The 18,089-nt window shown below is 63.2% G+C and carries 19 protein-coding genes; 15 read left to right on the forward strand and 4 right to left on the reverse strand.

Translation table 11 applies throughout. The features are described from left to right. The first annotated feature begins 31 nt into the window (after positions 1-31). The 11 genes from B9A19_RS04995 (at position 32) to B9A19_RS05045 (ending at position 10,743) form a co-directional block, all read left to right on the forward strand. Complete coding sequence (locus B9A19_RS04995) at positions 32-370, forward strand: STAS domain-containing protein (RefSeq protein WP_245804271.1); 339 nt, start codon at positions 32-34, stop codon at positions 368-370. Positions 371-382: 12 nt separating this feature from the next. Beyond that, entirely contained in the window at positions 383-2,107 is a 1,725-nt protein-coding gene (locus B9A19_RS05000; protein WP_084089498.1) for an ATP-binding SpoIIE family protein phosphatase, read from the forward strand. Between the two features lie 114 nt (positions 2,108-2,221). Beyond that, entirely contained in the window at positions 2,222-2,881 is a 660-nt protein-coding gene (locus B9A19_RS05005; RefSeq protein WP_084089500.1) for a chemotaxis protein CheB, read from the forward strand. Between the two features lie 28 nt (positions 2,882-2,909). Then, a complete protein-coding gene (locus B9A19_RS05010; protein WP_084089502.1) occupies positions 2,910-4,262 on the forward strand; it encodes a sigma-54-dependent transcriptional regulator in 1,353 nt (450 codons plus the stop codon). Between the two features lie 91 nt (positions 4,263-4,353). Beyond that, positions 4,354-4,680 (forward strand): flagellar hook-basal body complex protein FliE, encoded by a 327-nt coding sequence (gene fliE, locus B9A19_RS05015; protein WP_084089504.1) that lies wholly within the window; start codon positions 4,354-4,356, stop codon positions 4,678-4,680. Between the two features lie 73 nt (positions 4,681-4,753). Next, positions 4,754-6,451, forward strand: a complete 1,698-nt coding sequence (gene fliF / locus B9A19_RS05020) for a flagellar basal-body MS-ring/collar protein FliF (RefSeq protein ID WP_245804273.1) — start codon at positions 4,754-4,756, stop codon at positions 6,449-6,451. 20 nt (positions 6,452-6,471) lie between these two features. Beyond that, entirely contained in the window at positions 6,472-7,479 is a 1,008-nt protein-coding gene (gene fliG / locus B9A19_RS05025; protein ID WP_245804274.1) for a flagellar motor switch protein FliG, read from the forward strand. 15 nt (positions 7,480-7,494) lie between these two features. Then, positions 7,495-8,370, forward strand: coding sequence for a FliH/SctL family protein (locus B9A19_RS05030; RefSeq protein WP_139798661.1), 876 nt, complete (start codon positions 7,495-7,497; stop codon positions 8,368-8,370). Continuing rightward, positions 8,363-9,760 carry a flagellar protein export ATPase FliI gene (gene fliI, locus B9A19_RS05035; RefSeq protein ID WP_084089508.1) on the forward strand — a complete coding sequence of 466 codons (1,398 nt, stop codon included), beginning with the start codon at positions 8,363-8,365 and terminating at the stop codon, positions 9,758-9,760. The genes B9A19_RS05030 and fliI overlap by 8 nt, the downstream gene beginning before the upstream one ends. Before the next feature lie 18 nt (positions 9,761-9,778). Next, positions 9,779-10,210 carry a flagellar export protein FliJ gene (fliJ, locus tag B9A19_RS05040; protein ID WP_084089509.1) on the forward strand — a complete coding sequence of 144 codons (432 nt, stop codon included), beginning with the start codon at positions 9,779-9,781 and terminating at the stop codon, positions 10,208-10,210. Beyond that, positions 10,210-10,743, forward strand: coding sequence for a C40 family peptidase (locus B9A19_RS05045; RefSeq protein ID WP_084089510.1), 534 nt, complete (start codon positions 10,210-10,212; stop codon positions 10,741-10,743). The genes fliJ and B9A19_RS05045 overlap by 1 nt, the downstream gene beginning before the upstream one ends. Before the next feature lie 109 nt (positions 10,744-10,852). On the opposite strand, the gene flgN is transcribed toward B9A19_RS05045, so the two are convergent. After that, the gene (gene flgN, locus B9A19_RS05050) at positions 10,853-11,338 is read right to left on the reverse strand and encodes a flagellar export chaperone FlgN (protein WP_084089511.1); all 486 of its coding nucleotides are present in this window, start codon (positions 11,336-11,338) and stop codon (positions 10,853-10,855) included. A gap of 3 nt (positions 11,339-11,341) precedes the next feature. Then, entirely contained in the window at positions 11,342-11,626 is a 285-nt protein-coding gene (gene flgM / locus B9A19_RS05055; protein WP_084089512.1) for a flagellar biosynthesis anti-sigma factor FlgM, read from the reverse strand. A gap of 217 nt (positions 11,627-11,843) precedes the next feature. Between flgM and fliW the strand changes: the two genes are divergently transcribed. From fliW to tilS, 3 genes are all read left to right on the forward strand, one after another. Beyond that, positions 11,844-12,275: a flagellar assembly protein FliW gene (gene fliW / locus B9A19_RS05060; protein WP_084089514.1), complete on the forward strand. Its 432-nt coding sequence runs from the start codon at positions 11,844-11,846 to the stop codon at positions 12,273-12,275. A gap of 190 nt (positions 12,276-12,465) precedes the next feature. Continuing rightward, complete coding sequence (locus B9A19_RS05065) at positions 12,466-13,434, forward strand: acetyl-CoA carboxylase carboxyltransferase subunit alpha (RefSeq protein WP_084089515.1); 969 nt, start codon at positions 12,466-12,468, stop codon at positions 13,432-13,434. An 11-nt stretch (positions 13,435-13,445) separates the two neighbouring features. Then, positions 13,446-14,768 carry a tRNA lysidine(34) synthetase TilS gene (tilS, locus tag B9A19_RS05070; protein ID WP_176216780.1) on the forward strand — a complete coding sequence of 441 codons (1,323 nt, stop codon included), beginning with the start codon at positions 13,446-13,448 and terminating at the stop codon, positions 14,766-14,768. On the opposite strand, the gene B9A19_RS05075 is transcribed toward tilS, so the two are convergent. Continuing rightward, positions 14,762-15,502 carry a substrate-binding periplasmic protein gene (locus B9A19_RS05075; RefSeq protein WP_217806986.1) on the reverse strand — a complete coding sequence of 247 codons (741 nt, stop codon included), beginning with the start codon at positions 15,500-15,502 and terminating at the stop codon, positions 14,762-14,764. The genes tilS and B9A19_RS05075 overlap by 7 nt on opposite strands. Positions 15,503-15,596: 94 nt before the next feature. Then, complete coding sequence (locus tag B9A19_RS05080) at positions 15,597-16,610, reverse strand: serine/threonine protein kinase (RefSeq protein ID WP_139798662.1); 1,014 nt, start codon at positions 16,608-16,610, stop codon at positions 15,597-15,599. A 252-nt stretch (positions 16,611-16,862) separates the two neighbouring features. On the opposite strand from B9A19_RS05080, the gene B9A19_RS05085 reads away from it, so the two are divergent. After that, complete coding sequence (locus B9A19_RS05085) at positions 16,863-17,873, forward strand: Gfo/Idh/MocA family protein (RefSeq protein WP_084089521.1); 1,011 nt, start codon at positions 16,863-16,865, stop codon at positions 17,871-17,873. Positions 17,874-18,089 lie beyond the last annotated feature (216 nt).

Raw genomic sequence — 18,089 nt, forward strand, 5'->3', positions numbered from 1 at the left:
TGGTGCAGGGCCCCGCCGGTTCGCGATTTACATGTGGTCGGATTTGCTAAAAGGTTATGCGCTTATGACCCCTACGGTTGAGATTGAACAAGAAGTTGGCCGGGTTGTCCTGTCGGGGCAATTCGATTTCAGTGCGCATCGGGAGTTCCGGCAGGTGTGTGAAACGCTGATTGCCAATTCTTCCGTCCGGGAAGTGCTGATCGATTTCCAGAACGTGAACTATCTCGATAGTTCCGCCTTGGGCATGCTGTTGCTGCTCAAGGAGAAAATCGGTGCGGCCAACAAGAGCCTGGCGCTGGTCAATTGCCGCGACACGGTCAAGCAAGTGCTTGAGATTGCCTGCTTCGGCAAGATTTTCACGATTCGTTAAAAACCCGGCTTCATGAAGATACTGGTCGTCGACGATACCGAAGCGGTTCTGCTGTTGATTTCGCGGTTCGTCGAGGCGCTCGGTCATGTCGCGATTCCGGCCCGCAATGGCGGAGAGGCACTGGACATCTGGCGCGCGCAGCGGCCCGATCTGGTGCTGATGGACATGATGATGCCGGTCATGTCTGGCCCGGAGGCCGCCGTTGCCATCAAGCGCGAGGCGGGCGAGAGCTGGGTGCCCATTGTGTTCGTCACTGGCGTGGGCGAGGAAAACCGCCTGGCCGAAGCCATCGAGCAGGGCGCCGACGACTACATCACCAAGCCGGTGAATTTCCGCGTGCTGGAGGCCAAGCTCAAGGCCTTCAACCGCACGCTTGAACTCAACCGCAAGGTGCGCGAGCAATCGGCCAAGCTGGCCGATTACTACGACCGCACCGAGGAAGAAAAGCGCGTGGTGCGCCATCTGATGGAACAGATGGTGAATGCCGAGCGCCTGTATGACCCCCAGCTGGATTACTGGCTCTCGCCGGCAGAAAGCCTGTCCGGCGACCTGATCGCCGCCGCGCGTACGCCAGGGCAGACGCTGCATGTGATGCTGGCTGACGGCATCGGCCATGGCCTGACTGCGGCGCTCAACGTGCTGCCGCTCACCCAGCCCTTCTACAGCATGACCGAAAAGGGTTATGCCATTTCCGACATCCTGATCGAAATGAACGACAAGGTGCGCCAGGTGCTGCCGGTAGGGCGTTTCGTGGCGGTATCGCTGATTTCTATCGACGAAGCAGCCGGTTGCATCGAGGTGTGGAACGGTGGCATGCCGACCATACATGTGCTCGACGATCAGGGCGTGGTGCGCAAGATGTGGAAGTCGGCCCACCTGCCGCTGGGCATCGTGCCCACCCCGGCCATCGAGGTGATGACCGAGCGTTACTATTTCCAGTCGCCCGGCATGCTGGTGGCGTTTTCCGACGGTCTGACCGAGGCGCGCAACCCCGCCGGCCAGGCCTACGGGCAAGAGCGGCTGCTGGCCGAGCTGGCCAAGGTGGCACCGGACGAGCGGCTGACGCACTTCCAGTCTGATCTCGCCGAGCACCTGCAGGGTGGCCCGCATCACGACGATATTTCCATGGTGCTGGCGCGGTTTGGCAACGGTGTCGGTGCCATCGCCGAGCACATCCACCCGCAAGGCCTGGCCTTGTCGGAGTTGCTGGCACACAGCGAGTTGCACGAATGCAACTGGCGCTACAGCCTGGTGCTGGGTGCGGATGAGCTGAAAACCATCAATACCGTACCGTTCCTGATGACATTCGTGAACGAGATCGGTGCGCTCAAGCAGAGTCAGTCGGACGTGTTCCTGATCCTGACCGAGCTGTTCGTCAACGCGCTTGATCATGGTGTGCTGGGTGTGCCGTCATCCATCAAGCATGAGGAAGACGGCATGGGGCGTTACCTGCAATTGCGGGCGCAAACCCTGGCCGGCTTGCAGCAGGGCCGTATCGAGATCGATCTGGCCGGTGTCACCGTTCAGGGGCAGAACTTGTTGCGGATCCGGCTCAAGGACAGCGGCAGCGGTTTTGACTGGAAGTCGCAATTGACGCGGCCGGCTGCCGAAGTCAACGGCCCTTGCGGGCGTGGCATTGCCCTGGTGCGCGCGCTGTGCATGGCGCTGTACTACCAGGGTAGTGGCAATGAAGTTGTCGCGTATTACCTGCCACATGCCCCGGATGCCAGCCACTGATCAACAGCAGGGCTTGCAGGCCGTTGTCCGCGCTGTGCCGTGCAACCTGTGTGCAGCATCGGGCCGGCTCGTGTTGATCCGCCCCTTGCATTGGCGCGGCAGGGCGGAATAAGCATGGCACTGGAGCTGCTCCCCAATCATTCTGCCGATGCGGTGTTGCCGCTGCGTCTTGCCCCGCACGCGCGTACCAGCCCGGTGGTGCTGATCGGTGCCTCCACCGGCGGCACCGAGGCCCTCAAGGTGCTGTTGTTGGCGTTGCCCGCCAATGCCCCGCCCGTGCTGGTGACGCAGCACATGCCGCCAACCTTCACCAAGGCGTTTGCCGAGCGGCTGGATCATCAGTGCCAGGTAACGGTGAAAGAGGCCGAGCAGGGTGATCTGCTGCTTCCCGGGCATGTCTACATCGCACCGGGGCACTCCCACCTGCTGTTGTCAATGCATGGCGGCCGCTATGGCTGCGAACTGTCGCAAGCGCCGGCGGTCAACCGGCATCGCCCTGCGGTGGATGTATTGTTCCGCTCTGCGGCCAATGTGGCCGGCGCCAATGCCATCGGCATCATCCTGACGGGCATGGGGCGTGACGGTGCACAGGGCATGCGCGAAATGCGCAACGCAGGCGCGTACAATTTTGCCCAGGATGAAGCCACCTGCGTGGTATTCGGCATGCCGCGCGAAGCCATTGCCATGGGGGGGGTGAACGAAGTGTGTGCGCTGCAGGAGATTGCGCCGCGTATGCTGGCACGCGCGGCACGTGGCGGCGCTGCCGCACCCTGAGCCAAGAATTTGAAGTGAGGAAGCTACATTGACCCTGCCAATACTGGTTGTCGAAGACGACGACGCACTGCGTGAAGCCATCGTGGATACGCTGGAACTGGGCGGCCACAGCACGCTGACCGCCGTGGATGGCGAGAGCGCACTGCTGCTGCTGGAAGGCGGCCAGCGTGTCGGCCTGGTGCTGTCGGACGTGCAGATGCAGCCCATGGATGGCGAAACGTTGCTGCGCGAAATCAAGAGCACGCAACCGTGGCTACCGGTCATCCTGATGACGGCCTATGGCGTGGTCGAGAAAGCCGTTGCAGCGCTGCACGCCGGTGCCTGCCACTATCTGCCCAAGCCGTTCGAGCCGGACAGGCTGTTGCAGGAGGTCGCCAAATACCTGTTGCCCGGCACCGATGACGAACAGGTAATTGCCGAAGACCCCGGCATGCGCGGCCTGCTGGACATGGCGCGACGCGTGGCCATGTCGGATGCCTCGGTGCTGATTACCGGCGAATCCGGCACCGGCAAGGAGGTGTTGGCGCGCTTTCTGCACCGCAACAGCCCGCGTGCTGCCAAGCCCTTTGTGGCCATCAACTGTGCGGCCATTCCCGAGCAACTGCTTGAATCAACCCTGTTCGGCCATGAAAAGGGTGCGTTCACCGGTGCGGCCGGCCAGCACATCGGCAAGTTCGAGCAGGCGCACGGCGGTACCTTGTTGCTGGACGAAGTGACTGAAATGCCGTTGGGCCTGCAAGCCAAGCTGCTGCGCGTATTGCAGGAGCGCGAGGTGGAACGTGTGGGCGCCACCCGTACCATCACGGTCGATCTGCGGGTGCTGGCCACCTCTAACCGTGATGTGGCGGCCGAAGTGGCTGCCGGGCGTTTCCGCGAAGACCTGTATTACCGCCTCAACGTATTCCCCTTGCACCTGCCTGCCTTGCGCGAACGCCCGGACGACATCCTGCCGCTGGCGCGTGCGATGCTGGCCCGCCACGCTGCGCAGCAAAAACGCCGCGCACCGGCCTTTGCGCCCACCGCGGCCGATGCGCTGCTGGCGCACGCGTGGGAGGGCAATATCCGCGAACTGGACAATCTGGTGCAGCGTGCGCTGATCCTGGCGCCCGGCGATGTGATCGGCAGCGAGCACCTGTACTTGCCGCCGGCACCGGCAAAAGCTGCCGCGCCGGCCATGGCCGCATTGGCACCGCTCGTCGCCGCGTCGGCACCTGAGGAAGTTACCGATATCAAATTGCTGGAAAAAAAGCATATTCTGGATACGTTGAAAGCTGTGGGGGGCGTGCGCAAGCTGGCGGCAGAGCGGCTGAACATGAGCGAGCGCACGCTGCGCTACAAATTGCAGCAATACCGTGAAGAAGATGGTGAATTGCCAGCCTGATGCGCGGCTGGTGATGAAGCTGGCGCAACTATTGCTTGTCTAGTGCGGACAGCCCACCTACAATTTCGGTAATTACGGATAGACACGATCAATGAGCGTTCAAGGCATTGACTCCCTTCTTGGCGAATTGCAGTCCATGTCCGCACTGGCGGCGGGGCAGACTGCTGCCGCGCAGCCGGCAAGCGACGCGCAAGGCCAGGACTTCGCCAGCATGCTCAAGACCTCGATCGATCAGGTCAACCAGATGCAGCAGGACGCGCAGGCCAAGCAGCAGGCATTCAATGCCGGCGCGCCCGAGGCCGATCTGCAGGACGTGATGGTCTCGCTGCAAAAAGCCAGTCTTTCCTTCCAAACCATGGTGCAGGTTCGCAACAAGCTTGTGAGCGCATATCAGGAAGTGATGAATATGCAGGTATAGTCCTGCTTATTCATTTCCCCACATTTCTAATTAATTTATGGCAGAGGCGGGCGTAGCGGCTGACAGCAACTTGGTGACAGCTCGGGGAGCCGGCGGCATTCGCCAGCGCTTCGATGCGCTCTCCGGTGGCCGCAAGCTTGCCATCATGATCGGTCTGGCCGTCCTTGTTGCGGCCATCGTTGGTGCTGCGCTGTTTTCGCGCCAGCCCACCTACCGCATCCTGTATACCAATATCCCGGACAAAGACGGCGGCGCCATCGTGCAGTCGCTGCAGCAGATGAACGTGCCATACAAGCTGGAAGGTGGCGGCACCATCTCTGTCCCGGCAGACAAGATTTACGACGTCCGCCTCAAGCTGGCTGCACAGGGTTTGCCGCGCGCCGGCAATGTCGGTTTCGAGCTGCTGGACAATCAGAAATTCGGTGTATCCCAGTTTGCCGAGCAGGTGAACTACCAGCGTGCCATTGAGGGCGAGCTGGCCCGCTCGATCGAAACCGTTTCGTCGGTGGAGAAGGCGCGCGTGCATCTGGCCATGCCCAAGCAGACGGTCTTCCTGCGCGATCAGCAAAAGCCCACGGCATCGGTCATGCTGACCCTGTTCTCCGGTCGCGTGCTCGACAGCGGGCAGGTCGCCGGCATCATCCATCTGGTTTCCAGCAGCATTCCCGACTTGCCGGTCAAGAACGTCACCGTGGTCGACCAGGACGGCAACCTGTTGTCCAAGATGCCGGGGCTGGACGGCGCCCGTGCCGATCTCGATCCGCGCCAGATGCTGTATGTGCAGCAGATGGAAAAGAACTTCAACGACCGCATCGAAGCCATCCTTACCCCCATCGTCGGCAAGGAAAACGTCCGTGCCGAAGTGACGGCTCAGGTGGACTTTGCCGAGGTCGAGCAGACCAGCGAAACCTTCAAGCCCAACAGCCCGCCCAACCAGTCGGCCATCCGCAGCCAGCAAACGCTGCAGCAGGATGGGGGCAGCAAGGAAGAAAGCGCCGGCGGCGTGCCGGGGGCGCTCTCCAACCAGCCACCGGGCGCAGCCACGGCGCCGATCACCGCGCCGACGGCATCGGGTGCGTCGGCCACTGCGGCCACCGGCAGCTTCAACAGCCGCAAGGAAGCCACCACCAATTTCGAGGTCGACAAAACCATACAGCACGTCAAGCAACCGATCGGCAACGTCAAGCGTTTGTCGGCTGCGGTGGTGCTCAACTTCAAACCGGGCAAGGATAAGGATGGCAAGTCCACCTACGTGCCGTTCAGTCCGGCAGAAATGACCCAGATCAACAATCTGGTGCGCGAAGCCATTGGCTACAACAAGGATAGGGGTGACTCGGTCAATGTGGTGAATGCTGCCTTTGCCGACCAGACGCCGCTGGAAGAAAAACCGCTGCAGGACCGCGCGCTGGCCTATGTGCAGGGTAACTGGGCAGACCTGGCCAAGATCGCCCTGATTGCACTGGCCGTGATCTACCTGCTGTTCTTCGTGGTGCGCCCGCTGATGCGCGATCTGTCCAAGGCGCGCGAAGAACCCAAACTGCTTGAACTCGATCTGGGCGAGAGCGCCCAGCACGAGGATGAAGAAGGTTCGGTGGCTTCCGCACTCAAGGCTGCGCAGGAAGAAAGTGACGCTGCACGTGCCTCGGCCTTTGCCGATCTGCTGCAGCAGGCCAAGGAAATGGCCAAGAACGATCCGCGCATGGTTGCCACCATCATGCGTGAATGGATGAGCGCCGGCGAGGCGACCGACAACCCGAACAAAGTGGCCTGATCCCACGCGGAGGTAGCATCATGGCAGCCGCAATGAATGAAGAGGGCGTGCGCAAGGCCGCCATCCTGCTGATGACCCTGGGCGAAGATGCCGCGGTCGAAGTATTCAAGTACCTTGGCCCCAAGGAAGTGCAGAAGCTGGGCTTTGAAATGGCCAGCATGAACAACGTCAAGCGCGAGGAAGTGGACGGCGTGCTGGGCGACTTCCTGTCTGCCACGCAGAACCGTGCCAACCTGGGTGCTGCCGACGAATACATCCGCTCGGTGCTGACCAAGGCGCTGGGTAGCGACAAGGCCGCCAACCTGCTCGACCGCATCCTGCAGGGCAACGACAACAACGGGATCGAATCGCTCAAGTGGATGGACTCGGCCGCCGTAGCCGAGCTGATCCGCAACGAGCACCCGCAGATCATTGCCACCATTCTGGTGCACCTGGAGCCGGACCAGTCGTCCGAAATTCTCAGCCATTTCGTCGAACGCCTGCGCAACGACGTGCTGCTGCGCATTGCCACGCTGGAGGGCGTGCAGCCGGCTGCACTGAAGGAGCTGAACGACGTACTGACGCAGCTGCTGTCGGGTTCGGACCGGGTCAAGAAGAGTGCCATGGGGGGCGTGCAGATGGCAGCCGACATCCTCAACTTCATGGGCGGGGTGGTCGAGGCATCGGCAGTGGCCAATGTGCGCGAATACGACCCCGAGCTGGCGCAGAAAATCCAGGACAAGATGTTCACCTTCGACAACGTGCTGGACATCGACGACCGTGGCATTCAGCTGCTGTTGCGCGAAATCCAGTCCGATTCGCTGGTGGTGGCGCTCAAGGGCACCAGCCAGGCGCTGCGCGACAAGATTTTCAAGAACATGTCGCAACGCGCGGCCGAAATGCTGCGCGACGACCTCGAAGCCAAAGGTCCGGTCAAATTGTCCGAAGTCGAATCCGAGCAGAAGGAAATCCTCAAGATCGTGCGCCGCCTGGCCGACGAGGGTCAGATCGTGCTTGGCGGCAAGGGCGACGAAGGTCTGGTCGAATAATCGGGGTAACGCAGCGTGTCAGGGTCTAATCAGCGCGTCATTCCGCGTGAAGAATCATCCGCGTGGGAGCGATGGGAGCTCGGCAACATCCACGACGAGCATGCGCAGCGCCGCCGCCAGCCCGCGCCCGAACCGGTCGAAGAGGTCGTCGAGGTCGCTCCTCTGCCCGAGCCGGTCGAATACTTGCCCGAGCCGGAACCACTACCCGAAGTGATGCACGAGGCCGAGGAAATCCCGGCCGATGCCGTGCCGCTGCCCACGGCCGAAGAGCTGGAAGCCATACGCCAGCAAGCGCATGCCGAAGGCTTCGAAGCGGGGCTGGAATCCGGCCGCCTGATGGCCGAGGCAGAGTTGCAGACCCTGCAGGGACTGCTGCAAAGCCTCGGCGCGCTCAGTGCCGAACATGAAATGACCATGGCCGATGCCGTGCTCGATCTGGCCATCGTGCTGGCGCGGCAGATGACGCGCAGCAAGGTCGAGGCCGACCGCCACGGCCTGCTGCCGCTGATACGCGACGCCGTGGCCAGCCTGCCGATGGCGCGTGCGCCGTCGCGCCTCTACCTGCATCCGGATGATCTGGCCGCACTGGACAGTCTGCTGGCTGCCGAGTTGACCAGCGACGTGTGGCGCCTGCTGCCCGACCCGATGCTGGAGCAAGGCGGCTGCCGCATCGAAACGCCAACATCGCAGCTCGATCTGTCGCTTGCCGCGCGCTGGGCCACCCAGTTGCGCGCGTTGGGGCGTGAACGGCGTGCCGATCTGGAATGGGCTGCGCCAGTTGCCGATGCGCCACCGCCCGTGCAGCCCGCGCCGGCCCGGTCGGCGGCCGCTGCAGTGCTGAACGAGCCACTGCCCGAACCCCCGTCACTGCTGGCCGACGAAGATGAGTGAACTGCTCGCCCGCACCCGCCAGTATCTGGCCGATGCGGCCGAGGCGGTCCAGCACGTGCGCCCGTGGTTGCCGCGTGGCCGCCTCACCCGTGTTTCCGGCATGGTGCTGGAGGCGGTGGGGCTGAAGCTGCCGGTGGGTGCCTCATGCGAGGTGATGACCGCCGGTGGTCACCCGGTCGAGGCCGTCGTGGTTGGCTTCCAGGAAGAAAAGCTGTTCCTGATGCCGATTACCGAAGTCTATGGCGTCGAACCCGGCGCCGCCGTGATCCCGCACGAGGATGTAGCCGCCTGGGTACCCGAATACGGCAAGTCACGCACACAACAGCGCCGGTTGGAAGACCATGGCCGCCAGGTGCCGGTGGGCTGGGGGCTGCTCGGCCGCATTCTCGATGGCCTGGGCCGGCCACTGGATGGCAAGGGCAAGGTCGATAACGAAGGTTATATGCCGCTGTTCGCGCGCCCCTTCAACCCGATGGACCGCGAACCGGTGCGCGACGTGATGGACGTGGGCGTGCGTGCCATCAACGCCATGCTCACCGTCGGACGTGGGCAGCGGCTGGGCCTGTTTGCCGGCTCTGGCGTCGGCAAGTCGGTGCTGCTGGGCATGATGGCGCGCTATACCACCGCCGATGTGGTGGTGGTGGGCCTGATTGGCGAGCGTGGCCGCGAAGTGAAGGACTTCATCGAGAACATCCTCGGCGCCGAGGGACTGGCGCGCTCGGTCGTGGTGGCGGCGCCAGCCGATACCTCGCCGTTGCTGCGCCTGTATGGCGCGGCCTATGCCACCAGCGTGGCGGAGTATTTCCGCAACCAGGGCAATAACGTACTGCTGATCATGGATTCGCTCACCCGCTATGCGATGGCGCAGCGCGAGATTGCGCTGGCGGTGGGCGAGCCGCCGGCCACCAAGGGGTATCCGCCGTCGGTATTCGCACGCTTGCCGCAGCTGGTGGAGCGCGCCGGCAACGGCCGCGAGGGTGGTGGTTCGATCACTGCCTTCTATACCGTGCTGTCCGAAGGTGACGACCAGCAAGACCCGATTGCCGACAATGCGCGGGCCATTCTGGACGGCCACTTCGTGCTGTCGCGCCAGCTGGCCGAAACCGGCCATTATCCGGCCATCGACATCGAGGCATCGATCTCGCGCGTGATGCACGACATCATCAGTCAGGACGAGTACGACATCACGCGCCGCTTCAAATACCTGTGGTCACGCTACCAGCGCAGCCGTGACCTGATCAACGTCGGTGCCTATGTGCCGGGCTCGGACCCGGTGCTGGATGATGCCATCCGGCGCTTTCCAGCGCTGGAAGCCTTTCTGCAACAGGGCATCCATGAACGCGAGTCGTACGACGGCGCTAGAATGAAACTCGCCAGCCTGTTTGGCTGATGAACGCCGGGGACTGGTGTGGCTGCATTCCGATTTGCCTTTCTGCTTGATCTGGCGCGCGAAGCCCGCGAGGATGCTGCACGGGGCATGCAAGGTGCGCAGGCCGCCTGGCAGGTGGCACAGGGCAAGCTGGAGCAGGTCAATGCCTATCGCCAGGAGTATCGCAACCGCCTGACGCAGGGCGGGCAGGGCGGCATGACCATATTGCAATGGCGTGACTTTCAGCTCTTTCTGGCCAAGCTCGATCAGGCAGCAGATGCGCAGGGGCGTGAGGTGGTGCGCCTGCAGGCGGAATACCAGCGGCTCAAGCAGGTCTGGTTCGAGTGCGAAAAGAAGGTCAAGGCGTTCGAGGCACTGGAGCATCGCCACCTCACTGCGGAAGAACTCAAGGAGCTCAAGCGTGAGCAGAACTTGCTGGACGAATTCAATACCCGCCGACGGGAGCACTGATGCGCGCTATCCCCTTGCCTGACTGGCGCTGCCTGCTGGCCTTGCTGCTCACGGTCTGGCTGGCCGGCTGTGGCACGCCGCCGGCGAAGCCGACGACACCCGGCACCGGCACACGCAACAGCGTGGGCAAGCTGCAGGTGGACAGCCGGGACAGGCAAGAGGTGGTGCTGTATGCGCTGGGCCTGCTGGACGTGGGCTACCAGTTTGGCGGTGGCAACCCTGAGGCCGGCCTGGATTGCAGCGGGCTGGTGCGTTTTGTGTACAAGAACGCGCTGGATGTCGAGCTGCCGCACAACGCGGCCGAAATTGCCCGGCTGGCCCGCCCGCTGGGAGATAGAGCCAGCCTGCAGGCCGGTGATCTGGTGTTCTTCAACACCAGCGGCAAGCCGTATTCGCACGTGGGCATCTATCTGGGTGATGGCAAGTTCATCCATGCGCCATCCAGCAAGGGCAAGGTCAAGGTGGAGTCGATGGGGCTGGCTTATTTCGCCAGCCGCTATCAGGGCGGTGCAACGCTGTTTGCTGCGGATTGATTGCACCGTGCAGCTCGCGCAGGCGTAGCTGAATGAACCGCATGCAGCAAACACAGCCAGCGCCACGGCAAGCAAGTGCCCTGGTGCTGGCCGTTGCTTTCAGTGGGGGTTAAATCTTGTCGCGGCTCAGGCTGCCGCTGCCACCTGCGGTCAGGCGGCCCTTGGCCGAATAGGACAGCGCATCACCACGTGCGCTCGCCAGCTGGCTGACAAACTGGTCCAGCAACTGGCGGCGGGTTTCGATCAGCAGGCCGTTGCTGCGGTTGTACAGCTCGGCTTGGCGGGCGGTTTCACGCAGCAATTGCCAGGTTTCCAGCGCTTCCGGCGCGTGCTGTTCAAACCACACGGTGACATCGGTGCCCGGTGTGACACCGGCGTGCTGCAAGGCGAGTTGCAGCTGTTCGCCTGCTGCCTCGGCCTCGTTGGCAGCCTGCTGTTTGCGCAGGCTGACGCCGGCCAGCTGGTCGATCTGATTGTGGGTAAGCAGGTTTTGTTCGTGCAGCAGGATCTGCAGCAATTGATCCAGTGCGTTGCAGGTGGTGGTAACCAGCAACAGCCACGGCGAGGAAGGGGTAGAACCGATGGTGACGCTCACAGCTTACTTGCCCAGGAATTCCTTCACGCTATCGATCAGGCGATCGGCAATCACATCAGTGCGCACGGTAAAGCGGCCATCGGCAATCGCCTGGCGCAGCGATTGTACGCGCTCGCTGTCGAATACCTGCCCGCTGCCGCCCTCGGCGCCGGCAAGTTGTGCCGCTGCCGGGTTGATGGTCACGCTGTCGTCGCTGCTGCTGGCTTCGCTGCGCTTGCCAACGACGGTGCGCTCCCCGCTGCGACCCAGCGGCTGGGAGATTGTTTTACCCGCTTGATCGATTTTCATGATGTTTGTCCTGTCGCCATGCGGCCGGCATCATGGATGCAGACCGCTTACTTTCTCGTATTATGCCCATTATCGACACGGGCCGTGAAAACTTTAGCGAATCAGCGCTTTATGATAAATGCCGTTGGTCTGTTCGGCCATGCCGATTGGGAAGGCGCACAGACTCGGCTATGCTGCAGTCTAGCCCGTATGGCGGGCAGGTAAACCTCGGAGACCCATGAGCATGCAAATCGCCCACACCCGTTTTGGCGACGTTGAAGTCGACCCGGCGACGATCCTGACTTTCCCGCGCGGCCTGCCGGGCTTTGAATCGTATACGCGCTACAAGCTGCTGCACGAAGAAAAGCCCAACCCCACCGTGCTGTGGCTGCAGTCGCTGGACGATGCGGAAGTTGCCATCAGCGTGGTGCAGGCCGATCTCCTGGGTGTCAATTACCAGATCGAGCTGAGTGATGAAGAAACCGCCTTGCTGCAGCTGGAGGCCGGCCACGAAACCGTGCTGCTGCTGACCCTGGCCAAACAGCCGGATAATTCCAAGGGGATTTCGGCCAACACCATGTCGCCCATCATCATCAATGCCACATCGCGGCGCGGCCTGCAGAAAATCGGCCTGCACGCGGATATCGTGTTCCGTAACAACCCGGCCTGAAGCGGCTGGGCCAGGGGTTGCGCGGCAAGTTCAAACGATCGCTTGTAAGGGTGTCTTTGGTCGCTAGCGGGCTTGCTGTATGATTGCGCGATTCCGCGCGCCCGCCTAGGCCGGCGCAGCCCGAGATTTCGCATCGTGCGTGCGCTGGCTTGACTGCCGCGCAGGCACGGCGCCCAAGAGGTAAAGCCCGATGAAAACCACCTTCCTTGATTTCGAGCAGCCCATCGCCGAACTGGAAAACAAGATCGAAGAACTGCGTTTTGTGCAGGACGACTCGGCAGTCGATATTTCGGTCGAAATCGGTCACCTGGAAAAAAAGAGTCAGGAGCTGACCAAAACGATCTACGCCAAGCTCTCCGCCGCGCAGATCTCGCAAGTGGCCCGCCACCCGCAACGCCCGTACACCCTGGATTACGTCAACGCGCTGTGCACCGATTTCGAAGAGCTGCACGGTGATCGCAGCTATGCCGACGATGCGGCCATCGTGGGCGGCATGGCCCGTTTCAATGGTCACTCGGTAATGGTGATCGGCCATCAGAAGGGCCGGGACACCAAGGAAAAGATTTTCCGCAATTTCGGCATGCCGCGCCCTGAGGGCTATCGCAAGGCGCTGCGCCTGATGAAGCTGGCCGAGAAGTTCAACCTGCCGGTGCTCACTTTCGTCGACACCCCCGGTGCTTATCCCGGCATTGGCGCAGAGGAGCGCGGCCAGTCCGAGGCCATCGGCCGCAACCTGTTTGAAATGGCCAAGCTGCGCGTGCCCATCATCACCACGGTGATCGGCGAGGGTGGCTCGGGCGGTGCGCTGGCGATTGCCGTGGGCGACATCGTGCAGATGCTGCAGTACTCCACCTATTCGGTGATTTCGCCCGAAGGTTGCGCGTCCATCCTGTGGAAAACGGCCGACAAGGCGTCCGAAGCGGCCGAAGCCATGGGCATTACGGCCAGCCGCCTCAAAACGCTGGGCCTGATCGACAAGGTGGTGAGCGAGCCGGTGGGCGGCGCCCATCGCAACCATGCACAGATGATGACCGCGCTGAAGAAGGCGATTTCCGACGCCCTCAAGGGCTTGCAGGAAAAATCGGTCGATCAGTTGCTGGAAGAACGCTTCGAGCGCCTGATGGCCTACGGCAAGTTCAAGGAAGTGGCAGTCCACTGATCGCGGCTGCCGTGCATACCCCTGATTTGCTGCAAACGGTCGAGGCTAGCCTCGGCCGTTTTGCTTGTGGGCGCCCGCTGCGCGTGTGTGTCGGCTATTCGGGCGGGCTGGATTCGACCGTGCTGCTGCATCTGGCAGCACAGGTCTGCCGTGTGCGTGGCGATACGCTGTCCGCCGTGCACGTGCACCACGGGCTGTCATCCAATGCCGATGCCTGGGCGGCGGCCTGCAGCGACTACACCGCCGCGCTGGGCGTGCCGCTGACGGTGGCGCGCGTGCATGTCGATGCGACCGGGCAGGGCGTGGAGGCAGCGGCGCGCGCGGCGCGCTACGCGGTGTTCGAGGCGCTGGAGGCCGATGTGCTGCTGCTGGCGCACCATCGTGGCGATCAGGCCGAAACCGTGCTGTTCAACGTGTTGCGCGGCAGTGGCATTGCCGGGCTGGCCGGCGTGCCGGTGCAGCGCGCTCTGCGCGCCGATCTGCAACTGCTGCGCCCCTTGCTGGCCTTCCCGCGCGCTGCGCTGCATGACTATGCCGTGCAGCACGGCTTGCCATGGGTCGAGGACGAAAGCAACGCTGATACGCGTTATCGACGCAATTTCCTGCGCCAGCGCGCGTTGCCGCTGCTGGCCGACACCTTTCCCGCCGTCGAGACAGCACTGGTGCGGGTGGCCGACCATATGGCCGAAGCACAGGCGCTGCTGGCCGAACTGTCTGCCGACGATCTGGCGTGCTGCGTGGTTGATGGCGCCTTTGATCTGGCCGCTGCAGCTGCGCTGACGCCACTGCGCCGCCGCCATGCACTGCGTGGTTGGCTCAAGCAGCATGGCGTGGTGGTCGATGCCCGTGCATTCGACGAATGGCTGGGCCAGCTCGATGCACCGCAAGACGGTCAGCCCGCCTTGGTCTGGCGCGAGCGCGCAGTGCGTCGCTTCCAGCAGCGGCTGTACGTGACGCCCGCGCAATTGCTGCCCGGGCCGATCACGACCATCACTACCGACACCAGTGGACCGATCCCGGGCTGGCAAGGCGCGCTGGCATGGCTACCGCAAGCGGGCGGGCTGAATCCGGCTGCGCTGCTTGCCGGCACGCTGGAATTGCGGCCCAGGCCGGGCAATGTGCCGCTGCGCTTGCACCCTGACGGCCCCAGCCGCCCGCTCAAGCTGCTGTTCCAGGAATACGGTATTCCACCGTGGCAGCGTGCCGCGCTGCCATTGCTTTATCTCAATGGTGAGCTGGCTGCGGTGCCGGGCATCGGTGTGGCGGCACAATGGCAGGCGCAGGATGGCGTGGTGCCGGTGTGGCAATGGCTGGACGCTGCTGCCGCTCAATAGCTGCTGTAACGCTGCTCGATCTGCGCATATTCACCACTCTGGCGGAGCGCGGCCAGGCCCGCATTGAAGCGGTCACGCTGCGCCGTTTGCGCGAACACCACCTGATAGGGCGTGGGCGGGAACAGCTCGTACCACGTTAGTGGCTGTGTGACATCAACCTGCCGCGGCACATCACGCATGAAGTAGTTGATGATGCGCCGGTCACCCACCACGACCTCCACGCGGCCCGACAGCAGCAAGAGGTTGCGCACCACCTGCTGAGGTTCTTCGCGGTAGCGCGGGTTGCGTGCAGCCATGCTGGCAAACTCCTCGCCCAGCAAGGCGCGTGCACGCTGGAAGGCGCTGACACTGTGCTCTGCCAGATCGGCCGGCGTTTTCAGTACGTAATGATGCGAGGCCAGCGCAACTGCCGCGTTGTGGTACAGGATATAGGTCTCGGAGTAAAAACCGCGCTCGCCCGATTGCGGGTTGGTAGTGGCCACCGCATCGAGCTGGCCTGCGGCAAACATCACGCGCAGGCGCTCGAAGGGGGCGAAATACGGCCGCACCTCGTAGCCGGCACGGCGCGCGGCAGCCACGACAAGGTCCACATCCAGCCCGGCCCGTTCGGCTTCAAATACGTAGGGTGGCTTGTTGCTGCCAAAGCCCACCCGCAGCGGGGCGTCGGCATGTGCCATGGTGCACAGGCACAGCAGCCCCAGCCACCCTGCCACAAAGCGCTTCAATCCCCGCATGGGTGTGCCATCGATGATGATCGGTATGCTTGCAATAGCGGTTTTATAGCTGGATGGCCCGCATTTTGCACCTGCCCCGCCCCGGCGGCAGCGCTCAGGCGTTGCCTTGCCACAGCGTGGGCCCGGCCATGCGCTCGCACTGGTCGTGCAGGGTGGTGATCTGCTCCTGCCAATAGGCATGCGTGCCGAACCACGGGAATGCGGCAGGGAAGGCCGGGTCATCCCAGCGACGTGCCAGCCAGGCGCTGTAGTGAATCAGCCGCAAGGTGCGCAGTGGTTCGATCAGGTGCAGCTCGCGCACGTCGAAGGGCATGAAGTCCTCGTAGCCGGCCAGCACATCCAGTAGTTTGCCGCGCATCTCGTCGCGATCGCCACCCAGCAGCATCCACAAGTCCTGGATGGCCGGGCCGTTGCAGCAGTCGTCCAGGTCGACGAAATGCGGGCCGGCATCGGTCCACATGATATTGCCAGGGTGGCAGTCGCCATGCAGGCGCAGCGCACGCACGTCGCCAGCTCGCTCGAAGGCTGCGCGTACTGCATCCAGCGCACGATTGACCGCCACCGTGTAGGGGGCCAGTAGTTCCGGCGGCACAAAGTTGCCGGCCAGCACGAAATCACGCGGTGCCTCGCCCCAGGTGGCGATATCCAGCGTGAGCCGGTGCGCAAAGGGCTGCGCGGCACCCACGGCGTGGATGCGGCCGATGAAGCGGCCTATCCACTCCAGCACAGCCGGGTCGTCCAGCTCGGGCGCGCGGCCGCCGCGGCGCTCGAACAGCGCAAAGCGATAGCCATCGTGGCTGAACAGCGTCTGCCCGCCGATGACCAGCGGCGGCACGGCGGGGATCTCGGCTGCGGCCAGCGCGTGGGTAAAGGCGTGTTCTTCCAGAATGGCCGCATCGCTCCAGCGCGCGGGGCGATAGAACTTGGCAATCAACGCCGGGCCGTCTTCCTGGCCGACCTGATAGACACGGTTCTCGAAACTGTTCAGCGCCAGCAGGCGGCCATCGCAACGGTGACCAGTGGCATCGACCGCATCCATGATGCAATCCGGGGTGAGTTGGGCATAAGGGGCAGCAAGCATAGCGCAATTGTACCTGTCGGCACGCATGGTACGTGGCACATCTGTATCTGCCAGCCCGGAGGCGGGCATGGCAGTATGCAGGCGAGGGCTCGACAATGCCGCGCAAGGTGCTGCAAGTCCGGCCATATTGAATGACGCAGGCATGATTGCGCCGCCGCCTTTTCCCCACAGCTTGGGGAGGGGGCTGGTGGCAAGTTGTGGATAAGTGGGCTAAGTGGCTGAACCGGCAGGTGTCGGGCTGGCATGGTCAGTTTTTGGGCAGGGCGGGGATGAACGTGCATGGTTGACGCAAACAAGGTGTTGCGGCTGGGCTTGATGGGCACGGGCGTGGCCGCGCGCGAGCTGCACTGGCCCGCGTTGGCGGCATTGCAGGGGGAAGTCGAGCTGGTGGCGCTGTGCAACCGCACCTTGGCCAAGGCGGAAGACTTTGCCCGGCTGGCGGGCGAGCGCGCGGGGCAGATAGCCTGTTACGACGACTGGGATGCCTTTCTGGCGCACCCCGGCCTCGATGCGGTGCTGATCGCGCTACCGGCCACGCAGAACCTGACAGCCTGCCGTGCCGTGCTGGCGGCCGGCAAGCATGTGCTGGTGGAAAAACCGCTGGCTGCCACGCCGGAAGATGCGGGCAGGCTGCTTGCACTGGCGGCCGATTACCCGGCGCAAGTCAGCATGGTGGCCGAGAACCTGCGCTACAGCGCGGCCTTGCTGCAGATCCGCGACTGGTTGGCGAGCGGCGTAGCCGGCCAGCCCTATGCACTGCACTGGACCGCCACCAATGAAATGCGCAGCGACAATCGCTACCTGGCCAGCGGCTGGCGCACCGATGCGGACTTCCCTGGCGGCCTGTTGCTCGACGTCGGCGTGCATTACGCGGCTGCGGTCGAATTGCTGCTGGGCCGCATCAGCAGTGCGCGGCTGCTGACCAGCCGTACCAGCACGCATCTGGGCGCGTTTGATGGCGGTAGCCTGCAGTTTTCCACCGCATCCGGCGCGCACGGTACGCTGAATCTTTACTTCTCGGCCATCGGTCGCGAGGGTTTCAAGCTGTTGCTGCTGGCCGAGCATGGCAGCGCCGAGTTCGACGGGCGCACGGTCACCCTGATCGGCCCGGATGGCATGCGCCACGTGCAGGCGGTAAGTGGCGACTTTGGCTACACCGCCGAGCTGCGCGCTTTTGCCAGCGCCGTGCTGCGGGGCGAGCCGAATGCCAGCAGCTTTGCGCAAGCCTGGCAGGACATGCAAGTGTGGACGGCAACACTAGCCCGGCCGGGCGAGCTGGTGTTGTTCTAGGGCCTGTTAACACTTATTTCACGCTTGCGTTCGGGGTAGTTCGGGATGGAGCGCAAGGCGCAGAACGCGCCGCGGTACGGGTACCGCAAGCGGTTTGCAACGCAGCGAACCGCCCGAAATACCCCAAACCCGCAGGGCTGGGCCGCAAAAAGGCCATCTACGGCGTTACGCGCCTTGGCAATAACCGGTTATTGCCTGCGTTGCGTGCCTTGTATC

Source organism: Andreprevotia lacus DSM 23236, assembly GCF_900176275.1.
Classification (GTDB): Bacteria; Pseudomonadota; Gammaproteobacteria; order Burkholderiales; family Chitinibacteraceae; genus Andreprevotia; species Andreprevotia lacus.